This window comes from Clostridium sp., from assembly GCF_016650095.1.
In the GTDB taxonomy this organism is placed as follows: Bacteria; Bacillota; Clostridia; order Clostridiales; family Clostridiaceae; genus Clostridium_AD.
This window is the reverse complement of the sequence record NZ_JAENWL010000002.1, coordinates 16,756-42,162: the sequence shown is the minus strand read 5'-3', so window position 1 is coordinate 42,162 and position 25,407 is coordinate 16,756. Positions and strand designations below refer to the sequence as shown.

The 25,407-nt window shown below is 31.3% G+C and carries 21 protein-coding genes; 20 read left to right on the top strand and 1 reads right to left on the bottom strand.

Annotation, left to right across the window (positions count from 1 at the left end; genetic code table 11):
• Positions 1-14: 14 nt before the first annotated feature.
• From JJE11_RS00540 to glnA, 3 genes are all read left to right on the top strand, one after another.
• Entirely contained in the window at positions 15-503 is a 489-nt protein-coding gene (locus JJE11_RS00540) for a DUF523 domain-containing protein (protein WP_291632293.1), read from the top strand.
• Positions 504-514: 11 nt separating this feature from the next.
• Positions 515-1,528, top strand: a complete 1,014-nt coding sequence (locus JJE11_RS00535) for an alpha-hydroxy-acid oxidizing protein (protein WP_291632292.1) — start codon at positions 515-517, stop codon at positions 1,526-1,528.
• Positions 1,529-1,711: 183 nt separating this feature from the next.
• Positions 1,712-3,142 carry a type I glutamate--ammonia ligase gene (glnA, locus tag JJE11_RS00530; RefSeq protein WP_291632291.1) on the top strand — a complete coding sequence of 477 codons (1,431 nt, stop codon included), beginning with the start codon at positions 1,712-1,714 and terminating at the stop codon, positions 3,140-3,142.
• Between the two features lie 95 nt (positions 3,143-3,237).
• Here glnA and JJE11_RS00525 read toward each other — a convergent pair whose 3' ends face one another.
• Positions 3,238-4,728, bottom strand: coding sequence for an aminotransferase class I/II-fold pyridoxal phosphate-dependent enzyme (locus JJE11_RS00525; RefSeq protein ID WP_291632290.1), 1,491 nt, complete (start codon positions 4,726-4,728; stop codon positions 3,238-3,240).
• 332 nt (positions 4,729-5,060) lie between these two features.
• Between JJE11_RS00525 and JJE11_RS00520 the strand changes: the two genes are divergently transcribed.
• From JJE11_RS00520 to JJE11_RS00440, 17 genes are all read left to right on the top strand, one after another.
• A complete protein-coding gene (locus JJE11_RS00520) occupies positions 5,061-6,791 on the top strand; it encodes a phospho-sugar mutase (protein WP_291632289.1) in 1,731 nt (576 codons plus the stop codon).
• A gap of 130 nt (positions 6,792-6,921) precedes the next feature.
• Entirely contained in the window at positions 6,922-7,992 is a 1,071-nt protein-coding gene (locus tag JJE11_RS00515) for a M48 family metallopeptidase (protein ID WP_291632288.1), read from the top strand.
• A gap of 118 nt (positions 7,993-8,110) precedes the next feature.
• Positions 8,111-9,028, top strand: a complete 918-nt coding sequence (galU, locus tag JJE11_RS00510; protein WP_291632287.1) for a UTP--glucose-1-phosphate uridylyltransferase GalU — start codon at positions 8,111-8,113, stop codon at positions 9,026-9,028.
• A 247-nt stretch (positions 9,029-9,275) separates the two neighbouring features.
• Positions 9,276-11,117 carry a nucleoside-diphosphate sugar epimerase/dehydratase gene (locus tag JJE11_RS00505; protein ID WP_291632286.1) on the top strand — a complete coding sequence of 614 codons (1,842 nt, stop codon included), beginning with the start codon at positions 9,276-9,278 and terminating at the stop codon, positions 11,115-11,117.
• 133 nt (positions 11,118-11,250) lie between these two features.
• Complete coding sequence (locus JJE11_RS00500; protein WP_291632285.1) at positions 11,251-12,567, top strand: nucleotide sugar dehydrogenase; 1,317 nt, start codon at positions 11,251-11,253, stop codon at positions 12,565-12,567.
• Positions 12,568-12,671: 104 nt separating this feature from the next.
• Entirely contained in the window at positions 12,672-13,760 is a 1,089-nt protein-coding gene (locus JJE11_RS00495; protein WP_291632284.1) for a Gfo/Idh/MocA family oxidoreductase, read from the top strand.
• 34 nt (positions 13,761-13,794) lie between these two features.
• On the top strand, positions 13,795-14,535 hold the full coding sequence (locus tag JJE11_RS00490) for an acyltransferase (RefSeq protein WP_291632283.1): 741 nt from the start codon (positions 13,795-13,797) through the stop codon (positions 14,533-14,535).
• Positions 14,536-14,731: 196 nt separating this feature from the next.
• Positions 14,732-15,436 carry an acylneuraminate cytidylyltransferase family protein gene (locus tag JJE11_RS00485; protein ID WP_291632282.1) on the top strand — a complete coding sequence of 235 codons (705 nt, stop codon included), beginning with the start codon at positions 14,732-14,734 and terminating at the stop codon, positions 15,434-15,436.
• Complete coding sequence (gene neuB, locus JJE11_RS00480) at positions 15,429-16,472, top strand: N-acetylneuraminate synthase (RefSeq protein ID WP_291632281.1); 1,044 nt, start codon at positions 15,429-15,431, stop codon at positions 16,470-16,472. Before JJE11_RS00485 ends, neuB begins: the two co-directional genes overlap by 8 nt.
• Before the next feature lie 90 nt (positions 16,473-16,562).
• Entirely contained in the window at positions 16,563-17,711 is a 1,149-nt protein-coding gene (gene neuC / locus JJE11_RS00475) for a UDP-N-acetylglucosamine 2-epimerase (RefSeq protein ID WP_291632280.1), read from the top strand.
• 55 nt (positions 17,712-17,766) lie between these two features.
• Positions 17,767-18,414, top strand: coding sequence for an acetyltransferase (locus tag JJE11_RS00470; RefSeq protein ID WP_291632279.1), 648 nt, complete (start codon positions 17,767-17,769; stop codon positions 18,412-18,414).
• 4 nt (positions 18,415-18,418) lie between these two features.
• Positions 18,419-19,474, top strand: a complete 1,056-nt coding sequence (locus tag JJE11_RS00465; RefSeq protein ID WP_291632278.1) for a nucleotidyltransferase family protein — start codon at positions 18,419-18,421, stop codon at positions 19,472-19,474.
• A gap of 16 nt (positions 19,475-19,490) precedes the next feature.
• The gene (locus JJE11_RS00460) at positions 19,491-20,483 is read left to right on the top strand and encodes an NAD-dependent 4,6-dehydratase LegB (RefSeq protein WP_291632297.1); all 993 of its coding nucleotides are present in this window, start codon (positions 19,491-19,493) and stop codon (positions 20,481-20,483) included.
• A 39-nt stretch (positions 20,484-20,522) separates the two neighbouring features.
• The gene (locus JJE11_RS00455; RefSeq protein WP_291632277.1) at positions 20,523-21,632 is read left to right on the top strand and encodes a LegC family aminotransferase; all 1,110 of its coding nucleotides are present in this window, start codon (positions 20,523-20,525) and stop codon (positions 21,630-21,632) included.
• A gap of 102 nt (positions 21,633-21,734) precedes the next feature.
• Positions 21,735-23,177 (top strand): capsule biosynthesis protein, encoded by a 1,443-nt coding sequence (locus tag JJE11_RS00450; protein WP_291632276.1) that lies wholly within the window; start codon positions 21,735-21,737, stop codon positions 23,175-23,177.
• Between the two features lie 35 nt (positions 23,178-23,212).
• Positions 23,213-24,337, top strand: a complete 1,125-nt coding sequence (locus tag JJE11_RS00445) for a glycosyltransferase (protein WP_291632275.1) — start codon at positions 23,213-23,215, stop codon at positions 24,335-24,337.
• A 68-nt stretch (positions 24,338-24,405) separates the two neighbouring features.
• On the top strand, positions 24,406-25,404 hold the full coding sequence (locus tag JJE11_RS00440; protein ID WP_291632274.1) for a GNAT family N-acetyltransferase: 999 nt from the start codon (positions 24,406-24,408) through the stop codon (positions 25,402-25,404).
• The last annotated feature ends 3 nt before the right edge of the window (positions 25,405-25,407 follow it).

The window sequence follows — 25,407 nt, the reverse complement described above, 5'->3', positions numbered from 1 at the left end:
AGGACGGTTATGTTATGATTATTGTGAGTGCTTGTTTATGTGGCATTAATTGTAGATATGATGGTGGAAATAATTTAGATGAAAGGGTATTTAAACTCTTAATGGAAGGAAAAGCAATTCCTGTTTGCCCAGAGCAACTAGGTGGACTAGAAACTCCTAGGGATCCAAAGGAAATTGTAAACGGGAACGGAATGGACGTTCTAGCAGGAAAAGCTAGAATTCTCGGAGTAGATGAAGCAGATGCAACCACGAAGTTTATAAAAGGTGCTTATGAAACTTTAAAAATTGCAGAAGCAGTTGGAGCAAGTGTTGCTATTTTAAAAGCGCGAAGTCCTTCTTGTGGAGTTTCGCAGATTTACGATGGGACTTTTAGTAGAACTAAAAAAATCGGTAATGGAGTTACGACGCAGTTACTATTATCCAAGGACATAAAAATTTATACAGAAGAAAATTTAGACGAAATAAATTTTAAAGACATCATCGCTGGTGATGATTTAACTTAGGGGGAAATAAAATGAATTATAAAGATGTTTTAAAAGAAGCTAGAGAGAATTTAAATAAAAGTTGCAGAGTTTGTCCCGTATGTAATGGGGTAGCTTGTGCTGGTGAAGTACCCGGAATGGGTGGAAAAGGAACGGGGGATGCCTTTAAAATTAACATAGAGGCATTAGACGCTTATAAACTTAATATGAGGACTATACATGATGCGAAAAATCCTGATACTTCGCTAGAATTATTCGGGAGAAAAATGGATATTCCTGTATTTGCAGCTCCTGTATCAGGTACTACCTTAAATATGGGTGGTAAATTTACTGAAGAAGAATATATCTCTTGGGTAATTAGTGGGTGCCTAGATGGAGGCATTTTCCCAATGGTAGGAGATACAGCGGTAGATTCATTTTACACAACTAATCTTGATCAATTAGAAAAACAAGGTGGAGCAGGCATTGCAATAATAAAGCCTTGGGAAAATGAAAAGGTTATAGAAAAAATTAAATTAGCAGAAAAAGCCGGGGCGTTTGCTATAGGGATGGACATAGATGCTTGTGGTCTTATTACATTAGCACTTTATGGTAAACCAGTTATGCCTAAAACTGTAGAAGAAATTAAAGAAATTGTTAAATCAACGAAACTTCCATTTATCCTTAAGGGAATAATGACAGCAGATGAAGCAAGACTTGCAGTAGATGCAGGGGTAGATGCAATTGTGGTGTCAAATCACGGAGGAAGAGTATTAGACCAAACTCCAGGCGTAGCTGATGTTCTCAATGAAATCGCGCAGGAAGTTAAGGGTGAAATTATTATTTTAGCTGATGGCGGAGTTCGAAGTGGGGCAGATATATTAAAAATGATAGCACTAGGTGCAGATGCTGTACTTATTGGTAGGCCATTTGTAACCGCATCATTTGGAGGTAAGGCAGAGGGTGTTAAATCTTACATTGATTTCTTGAAAAGTGAATTGAAATCAGCTATGGTGCTTACGGGTTGTAAAACTATAAAAAATATTGACAATAGAATTTTATTTTAAATTTAAATAATTTAAATAATTTAAATAATTTATATTATAATGTGAAAAAAGTCACAAAACATTGTGGCTTTTTTTTGATTTATTTATTTCTTTAACTGATAGGGTTGACAAATAAAAATCATGTATTATACTAAAAATACGAATATTTTAAATATTCGTACAAATTAAGGGGGGATTTTACATATGTTTAATAATATTAATGAAGTACAAGACTTTATAAAACAAAATAATATTAAATTTGTCGATTTTAAAGTAGTAACGTTACAAGGTCGATGGAACCATTTAACTATACCTATTGAAAGATTATCAGAAAAGACATTTTCTGATGGAATAGGATTTGACGGATCAAGCTATGGATACTCAACTATAGAGGATTCAGATATGAGATTTATCCCTGATATGACTACAGCTTTTGTTGATCCATATTGTAAGATACCAACTATAAGTATGATTGCAAATATGTACACTCTTGGCAAAAATGAAGGACGATTTTCTGGAGATCCAAGATTTATAGCTGAAAAAGCAGAAAGATACATGACAGAACTCGGAATTGCTGATGAATATGTAATAGGACCAGAATTTGAATTTTATATATTTGATCATATAAATTATGAAGTTACTAATCACCATCAAGAGGTTTTTATAGATTCTAACCAAGCACCATGGAATACGAATAATAAAGAACAGAATTTTGGATATAAAGCACCTTTCCAAAAAAGTTACCATTTAGGCTTACCTTACGATCTTAATAATGACCTAAGAAGCGAAATGTGTTTAAAATTAGAAGAAATGGGAATGCCTGTGAAATATCATCATCATGAAGTGGGAGCGGCCGGGCAACTTGAAATAGAAGTTGAACTCGGAAAAATGACTAAAATGGCTGATGCTACAATGATGGCAAAATACTTAATTAAAAATGAAGCGATAGCTCACGGAAAAACAGCTACTTTTATGCCTAAACCATTATTTGGAGAAGCCGGAAGTGGTATGCATGTTCATATGCTTTTAAGAAAAGATGGGAAAAACCTTTTCTATGATAAAAATGGATATTCTCAAATGAGTGAAACTGCGCTATATTTTATTGGGGGAGTATTAAAGCATTCTAAAGCATTACTTGCATTTACTAACCCGTCAACTAATTCTTATAAGAGATTAGTACCTGGGTTTGAAGCACCTGTATCAATTTGTTTTGCTACAGGAAATAGATCTGCAGTAATAAGAATTCCAGGGTATATTAGAGATCCAGAAACTAGAAGATTCGAATTTAGACCATCAGATGCTACTGCAAACCCATACTTAGCATATTCAGCACTTTTAATGGCTGGTCTTGATGGTATAGAAAATAAAATCAGTCCTACTAAAGAAGGTTTTGGACCATACGATGTAAACGTTTTTGATTTGCCAGAGGAAGAAAGAAATAAAATTGAAACATTACCGAGATCTTTAGATGAAGCACTTGACGAACTCAAAAAAGATTGTGGATTTTTATTAAAGGGCAACGTATTTGATGAACACTTTATTAATACCTGGATTAAACTAAAAACTGAAAAAGAAATTCAAAAAATAATGCCTGTTCCATCACCAATAGAATTTCAATTATATTATGACTTATAATTTTTAAATCTTTAATATTGAAATACTGCAGGTGATGAGTTAATGACATTTGAATAAAAGTAAAAAGAACTCCTAATTTGGAGTTCTTTTTACTTTTATTCTACAGTTATATACACAGCATCTTCTTCGCGAACAACTTTTATATATTCAACTTCTGGGTCTTCGGTTCCTTGAACATATAATCCTGTGTTTTTTAATTTTTCAACATAATCTATAATTTCTTGCGTTATTCTCTCTCCGGGGCAAAGTATTGGAATGCCAGGTGGATAGGCCATTAGGAATTCACCACTTATCATACCGGCACTCTTTTTAATTTCTACAGCAGTATTTACACTGTTGAAAGCCTCACGAGGAATTTGAACTTGCTCAGGAATACTAGGAATATCAATGAAATCAGATTTTTTTATGCCTTTGCCATAGTATTCATCGCTTACTTCTCTTAAAGCTTCTAGTAATTTTTCCATTCCTTCTTCCGTATCACCAAAAGAACCAACTGCCAATATGTTATAAAGATCGGATAATTCCATTTGTATATGATACTTGTTAGAAAGTATCATATCTAGGTCATAACCTGTTATACCTAAATCTCTACAGGTAATCGTAATTTTAGTAGGATCAATACCGAAAGCTCCAAAGCCATCTAAAACTTCTTCACCAAAACAATATAGTCCTGGAATTTTATTTACTTCACTTCTTACATAATTGCATAAATCAATAGTTTTTTCTAAAAGTTCATTACCATCCAATGCAATTTGTCGTCTTGCACAATCCAGGGATGCCATTAGTATATATGAAGGCGACGTTGTGTGCAGTAAGTTTATTAATTGTTTAACTCTAGCAGGGTTAACAAGCCTTGAGCTAACGTGTAGCATTGAGCTTTGAGTTAATGAGCCTATAATTTTATGAGTGCTTTGAGCACAGATATCTGCACCTGCTTCCATTGCTGACATTGGTAATCTGCTATTAAATTTAAGATGAGGGCCATGAGCTTCATCAACTATAAGAGGAATGTTGTATTCATGAACCAAATCAGCAATTCTTTTAATATCAGTGGAAACTCCATAGTATGTTGGGTTAATTATAAGCACAGCTTTTGCATCTGGATTATCCTTTAATGTCTCTTCCACAGTTTCTGGGGAAACTCCATGTGCAACGCCTATTTTTCTATCAAGTTCAGGTTGCATATAAACTGGGACAGCACCGGCAAGTATTATGCCACCGGTTATAGATTTATGAACATTTCTAGGCACAACTATTTTATCGCCAGATCCAACTACAGACATAATCATTGCTTGAATAGCACCAGAAGTTCCATGAACTGAGAAAAATGATGCATCAGCACCATAAGCATCGGCTGCTAACTCTTGCGCCTTTTTAATAGGCCCAGTTGGGTGGTGAAAACTATCAACAAGTTTGAACACTGTAACGTCAATTTTAAAAGGGTTATCCCCCATAAAACTTCTAAATTGTTCATCAGCGCCTAGACCTTTTTTATGCCCAGGTACATGGAAAGGTAAAGTTTCTCTGTCTACATATTCCATTAGAGCATCAAATAATGGAGTTTCATTTTGATTTAATCTATACAATTTATACACCCCTTTCAAAAGAATTTATATTAAGACACACTCAAATAAATAAGGTAAGTATGCTAGTAGATTCTATCTAGTTTAATTATTTTTGAATGCCTAATCTTTAAAATAGTTGTTTATAATATATTCATTCAGCAATTTATAATTATAAAGGATTAGAAATGTAAATGCAATAATAATTCATAATAAAGACACTGAAAATGTCTTTTATTTGCAATTGGTTGATAGTATAATATGAGTGACTAAAGATATATTGGGTTAACATAAAAAAAATAGCTTGAGGATAACAATTGTTATGTTCTAGAGGAATACAAGGAGGGTATTATATAATGTACAAAGAAAAGTATAAAAGTTGGATTAATTCTGAACTTATAAATTTGGAATTGAAGAAAGAGCTTGATGAGTTAATAGATGAAAAAGAAATTGAAGATAGATTTTACAAAGATTTAGAGTTTGGAACTGGGGGACTAAGAGGTGTAATTGGAGCAGGAACCAACAGGATGAATATACATACCATAGGTAAAGCTACTCAGGGACTCGCTGATTATTTAAACTCGAAATATAAAGAGGATATATCAGTTAGTATAGCTTATGATTCAAGAAATATGTCAAAGGAATTTGCGAAGGCTGCAGCAGAAACTCTTTGCGGTAATGGCATTTTTGTGAATTTATTTGAAGAATTAACACCAACACCAATTTTATCTTATGCAGTTCGTGAATTACAAAGTAAAGCGGGGATTGTTATTACTGCATCACATAATCCTAAAGAGTATAATGGATATAAAGTTTATGGAGATGATGGTGGTCAAGTAACTGATGAGGTTGCAAGTGAAATTATAGCATGTGCAGCCATTATAAAAGATTTTTCTAAAGTTAAAACTATGGAGGCTAATAAAGCAAAAACAAATGGAATGCTAAAAATCATTGGGGAAAACCTCTATTTATCATATATTGAAAGGATTAAAAATTTAACTATTAGACAAGACCTAGTTAAGGAACGTGCAAAAGATTTAAAAATAATTTATACACCTATTCATGGCTCAGGTAACATACCCGTGAGAAGAGTTTTAAAAGAACTGGGTTATGATAATGTTTCCGTCGTAGCACAGCAGGAAATGCCAAATGGTGATTTTCCAACAGCTCCATACCCTAATCCAGAAGATCCAAAGGTATTTGAATTGGCACTTGATATGGCCAAAGATATTAACCCAGACATTATTTTTGGTACGGACCCTGACTGTGACCGAATTGGAGTATTAGTTAAAGATAAAGAAGGGAAATACAGGGTTCTTACTGGAAATCAGACGGGTGTGTTATTAAGTAATTATATGCTAAATTCATTAAGTGAAATTAATCAATTGCCTAAAAATGGTGTGATAATAAAAACTATTGTTACAACAGACATGGTAGAGTCTATTTCTAAAAAATATAGTATTGAAGTAATAGATGTGCTCACAGGGTTTAAATATATTGGAGAAAAAATTAAAGAGTTTGAGCGAGATGGAGAAAAAGAATTTATATTTGGGTTCGAAGAAAGTTTTGGTTATTTAGCAGGAAATTTTGTTCGTGATAAAGATGCAGTTATAGCGGCAATGTTAATCTGTGAAATGACACTTTACTATAAAAATAAAGGAATAAGTCTATATGATGCACTTATGGATATTTATAAAGAACATGGCTACTACGAGGAGGGTCTAGTTTCAATAGAAATGAAAGGAAAAGATGGTGCGGTAAAAATAAGCAATGTATTAGAATATTTAAGGGTTTCAATGAAGGATTCAATAGATAATAACAAAATTATAAAAAAAATGGACTATAGGTCTAGTTTAGAAGTAGATTTAATTAACACTCGCGAGAAAATAATTAAATTACCTAAATCAAATGTACTAAAGTTTGTATTGGAGGATGGTTCTTGGTTTGTAGTTAGGCCTTCTGGCACTGAGCCGAAGATGAAGATTTACTTATCGGTTAAAGGAAATTCTTTAGAAAATACATCTAAAAAAATAATTGATCTAAAAGAAAATGTTATGTCAATAGTTAATGAAGCATGCAAAAATTAAATAAAACAACTCATAGGGATCCATAATGTTCAATACTTTGGTTGCTTATGGTTTACAAATTATCGTCAGTATACTATTATTAATAGTGATATTTGATATAAATATTTAAGATTAGTAGGAAGGTGAAAGCATGGATATAAAAGCATATTTTTCTGAAAAATTATCTGCCCTTCTTTTTTTAGAAATAAAAAAGAATAGCAAAATTAATGATTATGTCATTGTAAATGACATATACTTCCCAGTGAGAACTAATGAGATAATCCAAAAGGTAAAGGAAAAAGAAGATTTTGATAATATACCAGTTAATCTATTTATAGAAGGCATGTTCTATGTTTTGGGAGCAGATGAACACTTCAAATATTCTCAGGAGTATAAAAAAATTATAAATAGTATTCCAAATTCAATAGGATTTATTAAAGGTGTGGTCTTTAAAGAAATCCAAAATGAAAATTATGAAGAAGCATATATTATCTTAAAAGGGTTATTGATTATAGAAGAAAATATTGAAAATTACGATAAGATTTTTCTGATAGTAGATAAATTAAGATTTACTAATATTATGTTTAAGGATGAAGAATTAAAACTTATAGAAAATGCTAAAAAAATAGCACATTACAGTAAACCATTTCTATATGAAGCAATAGTTCTTAATAGTGAAAGTAGACATGAATTAGCATATGCTGCAATAAACAATTATATTACAAATGATGGAGAGCAAACAGCAGAGGTTATTGAGCTTAAAGATACTCTAAAAATCACAACAAGTTTTGAAAAAGCAAAAAAACTAGTAACTGATGATCCTAAAGCTGCACTCCAGATTCTAATACCATTAATGGAGCAATTAGGAGATAAACCGGACATATATTACCATAGTGCAGTGGCTTATAGAATTCTACAAAATTATGAGAAGGCTATATACTATTTAAATGAAGCACAAGCAATTGATAATAATTTGATAGAAGTAATAAATGAGTTTGGTATAAACTATGCTTGTCTTGAAAATTACGAGGTGGCTATACAATACTTTAGGAAGGCATTTGAAGTTACAAAATCTATAGAAATATGCACAAATCTTGTTATGTGTTATCTGAATGTTAAAAACTATGATGGAGCAAAAATTCATTTAGAAATTGCTAAAAAAATAGATCCTCATGATAATATTGTAATTGACTTAGAAAAGTTACTCGCGGATCATAAATAATCTGTATAAAGAAAAATGATACATATTTTGGGTATTAATGGACATAATATTACAAGTAGAAAGCTATGCTAAAATAAGATTACGATATTTGAGTATATTATTTGAGGAGAGAATAACTATGAGAGTAAAAAAAGCTATAATACCAGCAGCAGGACTTGGCACAAGATTTTTACCAGCCACAAAGGCACAACCTAAAGAGATGTTGCCAATTGTTGATAAACCAACAATACAGTACATTATAGAGGAAGCGGTTGCTTCTGGAATTGAGGAAATATTAATTATAACAGGAAGAAATAAAAGAGCAATTGAAGACCATTTTGATAAGTCCATTGAACTTGAACTTCAATTAGAACAAAATGGTAAGGATGATGTTTTAAAAATGGTTAGGGATATATCAAATATGGCCAACATTTATTACATACGTCAGAAAGAACCTAAAGGTTTAGGTCATGCCATAAGCTGTGCAAAAACTTTTGTTGGTAATGAACCTTTTGCTGTAATGCTCGGGGATGACGTGGTAGATAGTGAGGTTCCTTGCCTAAAACAACTTATAGATTGCCATTCACAATATAAAACTTCAATTTTGGGAGTTCAAGATGTACCATTAAGTGAAGTTTACAAGTATGGTATAGTAAATGGAACATCAATAGAAGATAGAGTTTATAAAGTTAAAGATCTTATCGAAAAGCCTAACGCAGACGAAGCACCCTCAAACATAGCAATACTTGGAAGATATATAATAACACCTAGAATATTTGATATTTTAGAAAATACAAAGCCCGGTAAGGGCGGAGAAATACAACTTACGGATGCATTAAGAACTTTAATATCAGAAGAAGATATGTACGCTTATAATTTTCAAGGTAGAAGATATGATGTAGGTGATAAAGAAGGATTCTTAGAAGCAACTGTGGAATATGCGCTTAAAAGAGATGATCTTAAAAAAACTTTTATGGAATACCTTTTAACTATTAAGAACAATGATATGTTTAAAGAAATTTATAAGGAATGCAATAAGAAAAATGAAAATAGATAATAAGTCAAAGAAGCTAATTAACTGGCTTCTTTTTTTTGTCTAAGGACTATGCTATTGAATTCATAAGGAATTATAAATAAACAGTTAATAAACTCCTTTAAATTATGCAAAGAGATTGATTTAGGATATAATAATATATGCTGATATATAGCGTTATATGTAAATATGTTGAATAATTTTAGAAATGATGTAAAATGATTAAGGAGAGTTGCAAAGGATTTAATATTAGATAGAGGAAGTGAACTTGATGAAAACTGATAAAAGAGTCTTTGTGGTTGATATTGTTTGTATTTTGGCATCATTATATATTGCTTTATTATTAAGATTTGATTTTAATATCCCGAGTAAAGACATACAATTTTTTAAACTTTCAATTATTCCAGTGATAATTTTAATAATAGGTTTTAATAAAATTTTTAAATTATATCGAAATATGTGGAAATATGCTTCCATAGAAGAATTATTTTCTATAGTGTATTCCATATCATTCTCAAATATAGCATTTGTAATTTATAGCTATTTGGTTAGTTATATTTTATTTAAAAGTGATTATTATAGATTCCCGTTTACTGTTCATATTATATTTTGGATTCTATGTGTAATTACCTTAGGCGGAATTAGAATCATATATAGAATAACTGAGCAAAATAAGGGTGAAAAAAAGCATTGTGACAAAAATTTAAACATTCTTATTGTGGGTGCTGGTGATGCAGGTGCACTTTTAGTAAAGGAAATTAAAAAGCATAGTGAACTGAACTACTATATTGTAGGCTTAATTGATGATGATGAATCTAAAAAGGGCAAAATAATCAATGATATTAGAGTATTAGGTGGTAGGGATAAGATAATTTCAATTTGTGAGGAAAATTCTGTTGAGGAAATAATTATAACCATGCCTTCTGCAGATTTTAAAACTAAAACAGAAATACTAAATATTTGTAAACAGACTAAATGTAAGTTGAAAACAATCCCAGGTATTTATGAAATTGTAGACGAAAAAGTAAACATTAGTGAGCTTCGTGATGTAAATATTGAGGATCTTTTAGGAAGAGAGCCAATTAAATTGTGCAATGAAGAGATTGATAAATATATTAAAGAAAAAACAATATTAGTTACAGGTGGTGGCGGTTCTATAGGGTCTGAACTATGCAGGCAAATTGCAAAATTTCACCCTAAAAAACTAATAGTCGTAGACATTTACGAAAATAACGCCTATGACTTACAAATGGAGCTTAATTATGAATTTCCGGAGTTAAATAAAGAGTTTATTATCGCATCTGTCAGAGATTTCGATAGATTAAAAGAAATTTTTAAAACTAATAAACCAGACGTAATATTTCATGCAGCAGCTCATAAACATGTGCCACTTATGGAAAATAATCCAGCTGAGGCCATTAAAAATAATGTATTAGGAACTTATAATGTGGTAAAATGTAGTCATGAAGCTGGCGTTAAAAGATTTGTTCAAATCAGTACAGATAAAGCAGTAAATCCTACAAACATAATGGGTGCTACAAAGAGATTTTGTGAACTTATAATTCAGGCTTTTGATACAATCAGTGACACTCAGTATGTGGCTGTGAGATTTGGTAATGTTCTAGGAAGTAATGGTTCAGTAATACCATTATTTAAAAAACAGATAGCCCATGGAGGACCGGTAACAGTTATGCACCCCGATATAAATAGATTTTTCATGACAATACCGGAAGCCGCGCAATTGGTTATTCAAGCTGGAGGTATGGCAAAAGGTGGGGAAATATTTGTTTTAGATATGGGCAAACCAGTAAAAATATTCGACTTGGCCATAGACTTAATAACTCTTTCGGGCCTTGAACCAGATGTAGACATAAAAATTGAATTTACAGGGCTCAGACCAGGAGAAAAACTTTATGAAGAACTTCTAATGGATGAGATTGCCTTAACGTCAACTTCTCACAATAAAATTTTTGTTGAAAAGCCAATGGGGAATGATATAGATTTTATTGAGGAATCTATTAAAGAGTTTAGGAACGTAGTGAGTAGAGATAAAGAAGCAATACTTACTTTAATGGAAGAAAAAGTTCCTACTTATATAAGAAAGAGAGAATAAGATAGTTAACACTTTGCGATTGTAGTTAATTGGACTTGATGTAAAATATTTTTAATGATTTTTTTTCCTACATTGCAAAATAATATAAATTAACGTATTAAATTAGACCTTTAAGGTTATAGGAGGTAACAAAATGTTTCAATTAAAAGACGAGTTATTATTAAAATTAAAAAATAAAACAGCTAAACTTGGTGTAGTAGGCTTGGGTTATGTAGGATTACCATTAGCTGTAGAGAAGGCTAAAGTAGGATATGAAGTAATAGGTTTTGATGTTCAAGATCAGAAAGTTAAAATGGTGAATGAAGGACGTAATTATATTGGTGATATTGTAGATTCAGATTTAAAAAGCTTAGTAAGAGAGGGAAAACTTAAAGCAACTACGGATTTTAGCTTTGTTAAGGATGTTGATACAGTGTGTATTGCTGTACCTACACCACTAGATTTATACAAGCAACCCGATTTATCATATGTAGTTGATTCAACTAGAAGTGTAGCAAAGTATTTACATAGGGGAATGCTCGTAGTACTCGAAAGCACGACATACCCTGGAACAACTGAAGAAGTACTAAAACCAATACTTGAGGAATCAGGTTTAAAATGTGGAGTAGACTTTTTCTTAGCGTTTTCTCCAGAGAGAATTGATCCAGGCAATAAGCAATTTAACACAAAAAATACTCCCAAAGTAGTTGGTGGATGCACTAAAGACTGCACAGAAGTAGCGGGTATGCTCTATAGAAGTGTGCTTGAGGGAGATATAATGGAAGTATCTTCTCCGGCAGTAGCTGAAATGGAAAAAATTCTTGAAAATACTTTTAGAAATGTAAATATTGCACTAGCTAATGAAATGGCTATTTTATGTAAAAGGATGAATATAGATATTTGGGAAGTTATTGATGCAGCTAAAACTAAACCTTATGGATTTATGCCATTCTATCCAGGACCAGGGCTTGGAGGACATTGTATACCACTTGATCCATTTTATCTAGAGTGGAAAGCAAAAGAGTATGATTATCATACAAAATTAATAGAAGCTTCAGGTATAATTAACGATTATATGCCTGAATTTGTGCTTGAAAATGTTATGAAGCTTTTAAATGGTCAGAAAAAGGCACTAAACGGAGCAAAAGTTCTTCTTATGGGTGCGGCTTATAAAAAAGATATAGATGATATGAGAGAATCACCAACACTAAAGGTTATAGATCAATTAGAAAAAAATGGTGCTGACATAATTATGAATGACCCATTTATACCGAAATTTATCCACAAGGGAAAAGAATACATATCTGTAAACTGGGAAAGTGAAATAGAGAATGCAGATATAGTAATAATAACAACAGATCATACTGATTATGACTATGAAAGAATTGTAGAAGAAGCTAGTTTATTATATGACACAAGAAATGCTACAAAGCATGTTGTAAATAATAGAGAAAAAATAAACAAACTTTAAGAAATAGTGATGCAGGAACAGAACATTTTGGCATGCAAACATTGTAAATTATTTTATAATGTTGCATTCCAAAATTTTAGGAGATATTACAAGGAGGAATTTAAATGAAAAAACTAAATGTTGCAATAATAGGATGCGGAAGAATATCTTACAAACATGTAGAGGCTATAACTCAAAATAAAATGGAAATCCAGCTTTCTGCGGTTTGTGATGTGGTAGAAGCTAATGCTATAGCTAAAAGAGATGAGTACATAAAAGCAATAGGCGAAAATTTAGATGTAAAAGTATATACAGATTATAAGGAAATGATTGAAAACGCTGATATTGATATGGTTACTATATCTACTGAAAGTGGATATCATCCAGAAATAGCTATATATTGCATGAATAGTGGAAAACATGTACTTGTTGAAAAACCAATGGCTTTGTCTACACGTGATGCAGATAGAATGATTGAATGTGCAAGGAAAAATAATGTAAAGCTTTGTGTTAGTCATCAAAACAGATTTAATGAACCAATACAAAAATTGCGAACTGCAGTTGATGCAAATAGGTTTGGAAAATTAGTTAGTGGTACAGCAAGAATCCTTTGGAATAGAAATATGGGATACTACACCCAGGCACCTTGGAGAGGAACATGGAAATTAGATGGTGGAACTTTAATGAATCAATGTATTCACAATATTGATTTATTACAATGGATGCTTGGTGGAGAAATAGATACTGTTTATGCTCAGTGTGGTACTTTCCTTCGAGATATAGAAGCAGAGGATTTTGGAGCAATTATTATAAGATTTAAAAATGGAGCTATAGGCATAGTTGAAGGTTCTGCTTGTGTATATCCTAAGAACTTAGAAGAAACATTAAGCATATTTGGTGAAACAGGGACTGTTTCTATAGGAGGTCTTGCAGTTAATTCCATAGAAACTTGGAGATTCGCAGATAATGTGGATACTGAGGAAGAGATATTAAAAGAAAAAAAGGGAGATCCAGATTCAGTATATGGATTCGGACATACACCATTATATAAAGACATGGTAGATGCTATAAATACGAATAGGCAACCGCTCATAAATGGAGAAGAAGGTAAAAAAGGGATGTCTATTATACTTGCAGCTTATAAATCAAGACTTACAGGGCTTCCAGTTAAATTCCCAATGGGTGATTTTTCAACACTCGAAATGAAAAAATAATTTTAGAATTATTATATGAAAAGGGGTTGTTTTCATGAAGTATGTTTCGGAAAAAAGTAAATTGGGTAAGAATGTATCAATGGGACATTTTGTGGTTATAGAGGATGAAGTAATAATAGGTGATAATTGTGTTTTAGGTAGTAATGTAGTTATACATACGGGAACTGTTATAGCAAGCGATGTTCGAATAGATGATAATACTGTAATAGGTAAGATGCCTATGAGATCCGTAAATAGTATATTCAAAAGCGAAGAAGAATTGCTTCCTGCTCAAATAAGTGAAGGTTGTCTTATCGGAGCAGGCGTGATTATTTATTGTGGATGCACAATTGGAGAAAAAACACTTATAGCTGATACTGCTGTAATAAGGGAAAATGTAACCGTAGGCTCAAAAACAATTATTGGTCGTGGAACAACTATTGAAAATTTCTGCAAGGTTGGTTCTAATTGTAAAATACAAACTAATGTGTATTTAACAGCTTACTCAGAAGTTGAGGATTATGTATTTATTGCGCCTTGTGTTACAACCTCAAATGATAATTATGCAGCCCGCTCTAAAGAGAGGTTTGGTAAATTTAAAGGTGTAACTATAAAAAAAGGTGGAAGAATTGGAGCAGGAGCTGTTATTCTGCCAGGTATTACTATACATGAAGATGGTTTTGTAGCAGCAGGTAGCGTAGTTACAAAAAATGTTGAAATAGGTAAAATTGTAGTTGGTAATCCAGCTAAAGTCATGAGAGATGTACCAGAGGATCAATTGCTTAAAAATCAATAAAAAGAATATATATTGAGAATTCTCATAGAGGTATAGACTTATAGCTGGTATGACAATAACTGAAAGTAAAACAATAAAAACTATGCCTAAGTTGACCAACCTGGACATAGTTTTTATTGTTTTTACGAAATGAAGGATGTAATTATAATAAACTTAAATAATACGAAAAAAAAATCATACTTAAAAGGGGATAATTATGTTTAAAAATAAAAAGTTTCTTGCTATTATTCCAGCAAGAGGTGGTTCAAAGGGGATACCGAATAAGAATATCATGCCTATATGTGGTAAACCACTTATAGCGTATACAATAGAAGCGGCAAAAAAATCAAAATATATAGATGAAATAATGGTATCAACGGATAGTGATATCATAAAGGTTATAGCACAGCAGAGTGGTGCTAAGGTTCCTTTTTTAAGACCAGCAGAATTATCAAAAGATAATGTGAAATCTATAGATGTTGTGATGCATACAATTGATTTTTATAAAAATAAGAATATAAGTTTTGACTATGTAATATTATTACAGCCAACCTCTCCATTAAGAACAGTTGAACATCTTGATAAAGCAATAGAAAAACTTATTGAATCAAATAAATCTTCCTTAGTAAGTGTATGCGAAGTTGATGAAAATCCTGTACTTATGAGGAGTATAGAAAACGAAAAGTTAAAGGAAGTCATAAGCTTTGAGGGCACAAATCTTCGGCGCCAAGACTTACCTGCTTTTTACATATTTAATGGTGCGTTATATATTAATTCAAGTGACATGATAGTACAGAAAAAAAAGTTTGTTGATGAAAATACAATTCCTTATGTAATGGACAAGGAAAGCTCAATAGACATTGATACAATGCTCGATGCAAGACTTGTAGAACTGATAATAAAGGAGAGTAAGCATGTTTAAGATAGGGAATAAAGTTATAGGTGTTGGAAATCCTACCTTTATTATAGCCGAGGCTGGAGTTAACCATAATGGAGACATAAACATAGCGAAAAAGCTAGTTGAAAATGCTGTATTTGCTGGAGTTGATGCCATAAAATTTCAAACATTTATTACTGAAAAATTAGTTACTGGATATGCAGAAATGGCTGATTATCAAAAGGATAACATAGGCCATACTTCCTCTCAGTTTAATATGTTAAAGAAACTAGAACTATCACAGGGAGACTTCATAGAAATACAAGAATATTGTAGACATATGGGAATTATGTTTTTATCTACCCCTTTTGATTTTGAAAGTGCTAATTTTTTATCATCTATAGGCATAGAGGCTTTTAAAATAAGTTCAGGAGATTTAACTAACATTCCCTTTTTAGAACATATAGCATTATTTAACAAACCTATAATTTTATCTTCTGGTATGGCGACACTTGCAGAAATTGAAGAAGGAATCAATGCAATTTATGCTTTAGGAAATAAAAAAGTAGCGGTGCTTCACTGTACTTCGAATTATCCAGCTAAATTACATAGCGTTAATTTAAATGCCATGAATACTATAAAAAATGCTTTTAAAACTGTGTCCGGATATTCTGATCACACTGAGGGGATAACTATACCCATAGCTGCAGTGGCTATGGGAGGAAATATAATTGAAAAGCATTTTACTATCGATAAAAATATGGAAGGCCCGGATCATAAAGCATCTCTCTGTCCTCTAGAATTAAAAGAGATGGTTGTAGCAATTAGAAATGTAGAAATGGCACTTGGAACTGGAATCAAGAGGTATGATGCTAGTGAAATAGATACTATGAAGGCAGCAAGAAAAAGTATAGTAGCTGCTAGATATATAAAAGCAGGGGAGAGTATAAACTTAATGGACTTGGATTACAAAAGACCAGGAAACGGGCTTTTACCCAAATATTATATGGATGTTATTGGTAAAAAAACTAACAGAGATATAAAGATGGATGAGCAAATAGCCTTAAATATGCTGGAATAAAAATGATTTAAATCATTTTACGTTTAAATAGAATAGGAAAATAACAATTGTTAATTGCTATTCCCGAGGAGCGCTAGTAGGAGGATAAATATGAAAAGAAAAATAGCAGTAATAACAGGTACAAGAGCGGATTATGGCATATTTTATCATGTTCTTAAAGAAATTGAAAAACATGAATCATTGGATCTTAAACTTATTGTCTGTGGAATGCATTTATGTCCTGAATATGGAATGACTATAAATGAAATAGAAAGAGATGGATTTGATATAGCAGATAAGTTTGAAACTATATTAGCTTCTGATACAGGGACTGCTATGGCTAAATCTATAGGACTTTCAATTATAAGCATGGCCCAGTGTTTTGATCGAATTAAGCCAGATATTTTGTTAATATTAGGAGATAGAGGAGAAATGCTAGCGGCAGCAACCGCAGCTATTCACATGAATATTCCTGTAGCTCATATTCATGGAGGGGAAGTAACTGGAACAGTAGATGAATCTGTAAGACACGCTATAACTAAGCTTTCTCATATTCATTTTCCAGCCAATGAGGATAGTATGAAAAGAATTATTAAATTAGGTGAGAAGGGAGAAAATATTTTTGTAGTAGGAGCACCAGGTCTTGATTACATTAAGAGAACAAACTATTTAACAAGAATTGAAATGCTCAAAAGATTCAATTTAAAAGATGATAAGATATTTCTACTAACTCAGCATCCAGTAACTACAGAGCGTGATATGGTGGGATGGCAAATAAGAGAAACACTAGATGCGGTTGTAGAACTTGGGTATCAAACTATAGTTTCATATCCTAACAGTGATAATGGGGGACGTGAAATTATAAGGATTATTGAAGAATATAGAGCTAAATACCCATTCTTAAAGGTATTTAAAAATTTAAGTCAAGTAGAGTACCTAAGCTTTTTAGAAATAGCCGCGGTAATGATAGGAAATTCATCCTCAGGTATAATTGAAGCACCTAGCTTTAAACTACCTGTAGTAAACATAGGATCAAGGCAAGAAGGAAGACTAAGAGCATGTAATATAATTGATGTGCCTTATGGAAAAGAAGCTGTAAAGATCGGTATTAATAAGGCAATAGATGACGAGAGTTTTAAAAAACAATTAGAAAACTGCACAAATCCTTATGGGGATGGCAATGCCAGTGGGAAAATAGCGGAAATTTTAAGCAATGTATTGATAGATAGGGAACTTATACAAAAGAAAATAACTTACTAGTTAATAGTTTAAATTTGAGAATTGAGAGCTGAAAATTTAAAGTTGGGGTGAGATTATGGAAAAAATTGTTCTTGTAGGTGCGGGTGGTCATTGCAAGGTTATTATAGATATAATAAAAAGTAATTCTAAATATGAGATTGTGGGTATAACAGATAAAAGTTATGACCCTAGTGAAAAAGAGTTTGTATTAGATATTCCTATTATAGGTGATGATAGTATTTTAAAAGAATTATATAACACAGGAGTAAAGAACGCCTTTGTATGTGTTGGGGCACTCCAAAATATTTTGGCTCGTGATAAGCTATATAATAAATTAAAGACTATAGGCTTTAATTCACCAGTTCTTATTCATAAGAATGCTATGGTTTCGCCTTATGCCTTTATTGCAGAAGGGACTTGTGTAATGCAGGGAGCAATAATTAATCCTGGAGCGCTCATAGGTGAAAATTGTATAGTAAACACTGGTGCTGTAATCGAGCATGATTGCAAAGTGCAAAGGAATACCCATATATCACCTAAGGCTTGTATAGCTGGAGGGGTGATTGTAGGCCATGATACCCATGTAGGTATGGGAAGCTCTATAATTCAATCAGTACACATAGGCAATAACGTAATTATAGGGGCTGGAGCTGTGGTTATTGAAAATATAGTAGATAATGTAGTTGCTGTAGGAATTCCATCAAAAATTATAAAGCGAAGGTGACATTATGAAATTTCCAATTGATAATTATTGTATAGGAGAAAATTCTACAATAAAAGAAGCAATGGTGGTTATAAATAAAAATTTAACCGGAGGAGCACTAGTTGTAAATGAAAACAATGAACTCGTGGGAACTATTACTGATGGTGATATTAGACGGGCTATTCTTAAAGGGCTAAGTATATATGATGGTATTGAGAGCACATACTTTAAAAGATTTAAATTTGTTACAGAAGAGTATAGTAAAAAGAAAGCGAAAGAGTATATGCTAAGCAATAAGATAAGACAAGTACCTGTTATTGATAAAAATAAAAAACTTATAGATTTATATTTTCTAGATGATATAATTTCTTATGATAAAAAGGATAACATTATCTTTATTTTAGCGGGTGGACTGGGAACTAGATTAAGGCCCTTAACCGAAACAGTACCTAAACCTATGCTAACAATTGGGGATAAACCTATATTGGAGCTTATAATTGAACAATTTAAAGAATATGGTTTTAGAAACTTTATTATTTCTCTTAATTATAAAGGAGAAATAATAGAGGAATATTTTAAAACTGGAATAGAATTCGGCGTAAATATAGAATACATTAAGGAAACTAAAAGACTGGGTACAGCAGGCTCAATAGCCTTAGCAAACGAAAAATTAAATCAACCTTTTATTGTTATAAATGGAGATATACTAACTGGAATTGATTTTGATAAATTTTTAAATCATCACATTGAAAATAAGTTTAATGTAACTGTTGGCGTTAGAAATTATGAAATTAATGTTCCTTATGGTGTATTAGTTACTGATAATATGATTATAGAGTCTTTAGAAGAAAAGCCTACATATAAATTTCATATAAATGGCGGAGTATATGCTCTTAATCCTGAAGTTATAAAATATATACAGCAAGGCGAAGTTTATAATATGACTGATTTAATAGAAGATGTAATTAATAATGAAGATAAACCTGGTATATATGAGATAACAGAATATTGGAAGGATATAGGACAAATTGAAGATTATACAAAGGCCAACAGGGATATTCACAAGTTTTTTAAAGTATAAAAAGGGAGTAGATGCAATGAATTGGCAAGGCAAAAAAGTTTTAATTACAGGGGCAGAAGGATTTATAGGAAGTCATTTAACGGAAAGATTAGTGGAACTTGGTGCAGATGTTACAGCCCTCGCTCAATATAATTCTTTTAATAATTGGGGATGGATTGATACATTCGATAAGAAAACTCGCGAAAGCATTAAAGTTGTTACTGGGGACATAAGAGAGTATGATGGGATGAAAAGAATTCTAAAGGGGCAAGAAGTAGTATTTCATCTAGCGGCACTTATTGCAATTCCGTATTCTTATTTATCACCTATGGCATATGTAAGAACAAATATAGAAGGTACTACTAATGTTTTAGAAGCATGTAGAGAATATGGGGTTGAAAAAATTGTGCATACCTCAACGTCTGAAACTTATGGCACAGCACTTTATGTACCAATTGATGAAAAACATCCAATGCAGGGTCAATCGCCATATTCAGCATCAAAAATAGGAGCAGACAAGATGGCAGAAAGTTACTATAAAAGTTTTAATATGCCTATAGCTACTATAAGACCATTTAATACATATGGACCAAGACAATCAGCAAGAGCTGTAATTCCAACAATAATATCACAGATACTCGCAGGAAAAACAGAAATCAAGCTTGGAAGTTTAACTCCAACTAGAGACTTTAATTTTGTTAAAGATACTGCCGAAGCATTTATAAAGGTAGCAGAAAGTGAGAGAACTATTGGTGAAGTTATAAATGCCGGTTCAAACTATGAGATAACAATAGGGGACACAGTTAAAAAAATAGTAAACATAATAGATAAGGATGTAAAGATTCTTTGCGATGATGAGCGAATAAGACCGGAAAACAGTGAAGTTAACAGATTATGGGCTGATAATACCAAAATAAAAGAATTAACAGGTTGGAAGCCAAATTACACTATAGATAGTGGTCTTTGCGCAACAGTTGAGTGGATAAAAAATAATATGCAATATTTTAAAACAGACATATATAACGTTTAAAAAACGAATAATGTTTAATAAAAGCAGGAGGTTTATATTATGATACCATTATGTATACCAGAAATAAGAGGTAATGAATTGAAATATGTTAAAGACTGCATAGATACTAATTGGGTATCTTCAGTAGGAAGTTATGTTAATTTATTTGAAGAAAGATTTAGTGAATATGTAGGTAGTAAAAGTGCAGTAGTTACAAATAATGGTACGGCAGCTCTTCAGTTAGCGTTATTGACATTAGGAATAGGGAAAGATGATGAAGTTATAGTTCCATCTTTAACATTTATATCACCAATAAACACTTTAAAATACGTAGGTGCAACCCCTATATTTGTAGATGTATGTAGAGATACATTTGTTATGGATGCAGAAAAGATAGAAGAATTAATAACACCTAAAACAAAGGCAATAATGCCAGTACATATTTATGGTCATCCTGCGGATATGGATAGGGTAATGGAAATAGCTCAAAAACATAATTTATATGTTATAGAAGATGCAACCGAAGCACTAGGATCAATTTACAAAGGCAACATGGTTGGCACTATAGGGCATATTGGTTGTTTTAGCTTTAATGGAAATAAAATTATAACTACTGGAGCAGGTGGAATGCTTGTAACTAACAATCTAGAGTTTGGTACCAGGGCAAAATTCTTATCTACTCAAGCAAAAGTAGTTACTGAAAATAAAGCTTTCTACCATCCAGAGGTAGGATATAATTTCAGAATGCCAAATCTTCTTGCTGCTTTTGGAGTAGCTCAACTTGAAAATATTGGAGACTATTTAAAGATTAAAAGAGAGAATGCAATTTATTATAATGAATTGTTAGGCAAGGTTAAAGGAATTACATTACCTGTAGAAAAACAGAATGTAGAAAATTGTTTTTGGCTTTACTCAATTTTAGTTGAAGAAGAGTATGGCATAACTCGTGATGCTCTTATACAAAAATTAAATGAAGAAAAAATAGAAGCAAGAACTTTCTTTATGCCTATACATGATATGCCTCCATATAAAGAATACAGACATGGTGACTTAAGTATTACAAAGGAATTATATGAAAAAGGTATTAACTTACCAAGCTCTGTTGGCTTGCAATTAGAAGATATTAAAAAGGTCTGTAAAGTAATTATAGAAAATCAAATTAAGAGATAAATCAACAGGAAAATTTAAGTTGCATACGTTAACTATGTGTTGTAAAATAGGAGTTGCTATATGACAATAAAGGAAGTGAAATTTTGACGAAGGAGTAAAAAAATGATACAAACAACTGATATTATGAAAGATATTGAAGAACGATTTAAGTTGTTTGATATAGAGATTAGAGGATTTTATATTTGGTGGGTATCTAGGAGAAAAATATTTGAAACTATAGATATATTAAGACTAAAAGATCCAAATTGTAACGAGACAAATGTAATATCAAAACTAAAAAGATATTTTACAGCTTTAAAATATATAAAAAGTATTAATATTAAAGGAAACAAATATAAGCAATTAGACATTTTGTGTTTATCAGATACGGCATCTAGAAGGGACAACGGGTTTGATCACATATTTGATTATATTGGGAAATATGATTCTTTGTCCTATGGTATTCTAGAGACGCTAAGTGGCGAGGGATACAGGACTAATAGATATACTAAGAATAGTTATAACTTATCAAATCTTTCGTTATTAAATTTACTATATCGTAGGTTTTATTATCTTTTCATTAACAAAAGTGAAGTAAAACATATACAAGACACATTCGATCAAGTTCAATCTTATATTTTAGAAAAATACAAGATTGATATACCTATTACACACATAGTATTGGAAAATACATCAGTGCTACTAAAAGGATATAAATACGCACTAAATATATTAAAAAAAGTAAAACCTAAGGTACTATATATGCAGTGTTTTTATAGTCCTAGTCATATTATTTTTATATATGCTGCAAAGATACTAAATATAAAGGTAGTTGAATTTCAGCATGGATTAATAAGCGATAAGCACTACGGATATGTTTTAAATGATAAAATTAGAGACAGAGATCCCATACCAGATTATTTTTGTGTTTTTGGAGCTCACTTTAAGGATGTTATTATAAAAATAAATCCTAAAATCAAATTAAATATTGTTGAATATGGGTATCCGTATCTATATGAACAACTTATGGAAAATATCGCCAGTAAAGAAGAAGTGAAATTTGATTTTTTAATTACGACTCAAGGTGCTGTATATTCTAAGCAGTGGTGTTATTTTATAAAAGAATTATTAGAATTGGATTATAATACTAGAATTTTAATAAAGTTACATCCAAATGAGATTATGGAATATAAGGAATTATATAAAGATATTATAGCAAATTCTAGAGTGAGTTTTGAGACAACGGGAACTATTTATACTTGTTTGAGAAAAAGTAAAGTACATTTGTCCTGTTTTTCAACTTGTCATTATGAAGCTATGGTATGTAATATTCCAACATTTGTGGTGAAGTTTTCAGGATGGACAAACGTAGAAGAGTTAAAAGAATATCGTGTATGTTTTGTAAATTCCGCTGAAGAATTAATAAATGTTATAAATGATAATCAAACTAAAATATTATTTGAAAAATTTAGAAAAGATTACTTTAATATAGATAGCTATGAAATGATTAAAAGTAAATTAATTAGGAGTATTAAAGATGCTAATAAATTATTTTTGAGTAAATAGTAGGGTTTTATTAAAGGATTATGGAGGATTTAAGTATGGCTATAAAAGTATGTCATATTACTACAGTTCATTCATCAGCTGATGTTAGAATTTTTCACAAAGAATGTAAAACACTTGCAACAGAAGGATATGATGTATATTTAATAGCCACTCATGGCAAGGAAGAAGATATAGATGGCGTTCATATTATTCCACTTCCAGAGAAATGTGGTCGTTTATATAGATTTGTATTTAAAAATAGAATTGCGTTTAAAAAAGCAAAAGAAGTAAACGCTGAGGTATATCATTTTCATGATCCAGAAATACTTTTTTTAGGACTTAGATTAAAATTATTAGGAAAAAAAGTAATATATGATGTACATGAGGATGTACCAGCACAAATTTTGAATAAAGATTGGCTTGGCAACCTTTTTTTTAGAAGGATAGTATCTAAATTATTTAATGCTTTTGAAAAATGGATTTGTAGATATTTTGATGGTGTGGTAACCGTTACTATGGATATAGTTGAGAAATTTAATATGAATAAAAGAACTATGTTATTAAGGAATTTACCGTCTATGGCTATAATAGATGAAAGCAAGCAGTTAGCAGTAGAACGCGAAAAATTTACTATGCTTTATGCAGGAGGACTTACTGAAATAAGAGGTATAAGGGAATTGATACAAGCAGTTAATTATTTAAATGGGGAAGTAGAATTATTGATTTTAGGTAAGTGGGATGATCCTGAATATAAAAGTGAATGTGAGAGACTAGAAGGATGGAGATATACAAAATATCTAGGTTTTAAGCCAGTAAATGAAGTTTATTCATACATGAAAAGTGTGGATTTAGGACTTTGTACACTCTATCCAACTCTTAATCATATAAAAAGTTCACCAGTAAAAGCATTTGAATATATGGCATGTGGAATTCCAATTTTGATGTCTGATTTCCCCTATTGGATGGTTGTATTTGCGAAAAGTGCTATATTTGTAAACCCTAAGAAACCTGAAGAAATTGCAGAAAAAGTGAAAGATTTAGTAAAAAATATTGAGAATACAAAGCAGATGGGATTAAATAATAGAAAGATAGTTGAAACTACGTTTTCTTGGGAAACTGAAAAAATAAATTTAATTAACTTATATAAAGACATTCTCCAAGATAATAATAAGAAAAAATAATTGAAGTATTGTTTTGGAGTTACTATTTCTAAATTTCCGTATGGAAAATAATACATGGAGTGAATAAAATGGCTAATTTTAGTGTCAGATATATCAATGAAGAAGAATTTTATAAATGGGATAACTTTGTGGATGAGTCTCCTCAAGGAACTTTATTTAGTAAAATACAATGGTTAAAAGCTGTTTGTGTTCAGTTTAAGATTTTAGTTGTTGAAGAAAACAATCAATTTATTGGCGGTATTGCTTTACCATATACACGTGGTGAGTTATATAGAAATCCTAAATTAACCCCACAATTAGGTATTTTATTACCTAAATCCTCTAGTAAAGCTAAGTATTCAACGGTGCTATCAAAAGAAACATCAATAATAGTATCACTTATTGAAAAACTACAGCACTGTAGGCTGTTTGATTATAACTTTAGTTACAATTTTACAAACTTTTTACCTTTTATTTGGGAAGGATATAGCACAGCTATTAGTTATACATATGTAATTGAAGATTTACAAGATTTAGATAAAATATATTCGAATTTCCAATATGATGTGAAATATTCAATAAATAAAGCAGTGAAAAACAATATAAAAGTAGTATCAGACCTAAGCATAGAGCAATTTTATGAGATAAATAAAAAAACCTTTAAAAGGCAAGGTATGGAGATGCCATACTCTTTCGAATTTTTAAGGAATATGGATGAGAAGTTGAAAGCAAAAAACTGCAGGAAGATACTTTTCGGAATAGATGATAATAATAATATTTTAGCAGCTAATTATATAGTGTATGACTCAAAATGTGCTTATTATCTTATTGGGGGAAGTGACCCTATATATAGAAAAAGTGGTGTGCAAACCCTATTATTATGGGAAAGCATTAAGTTTGCTGCGCAAGTTTCAAAAGGATTTGATTTTGAGGGTTCTAGTATAAAAAACATAGAAAAATATTTTAGAAAATTTGGTGGTTACCAAAAGATAATACATAATGTGAACAAAAGTAGTTTTATATTTGCCGTAACTTATAAATTACTCCGGAAAAATAAAAATATTATAAGAAAAGTTCTAAAGGTGTAAAGT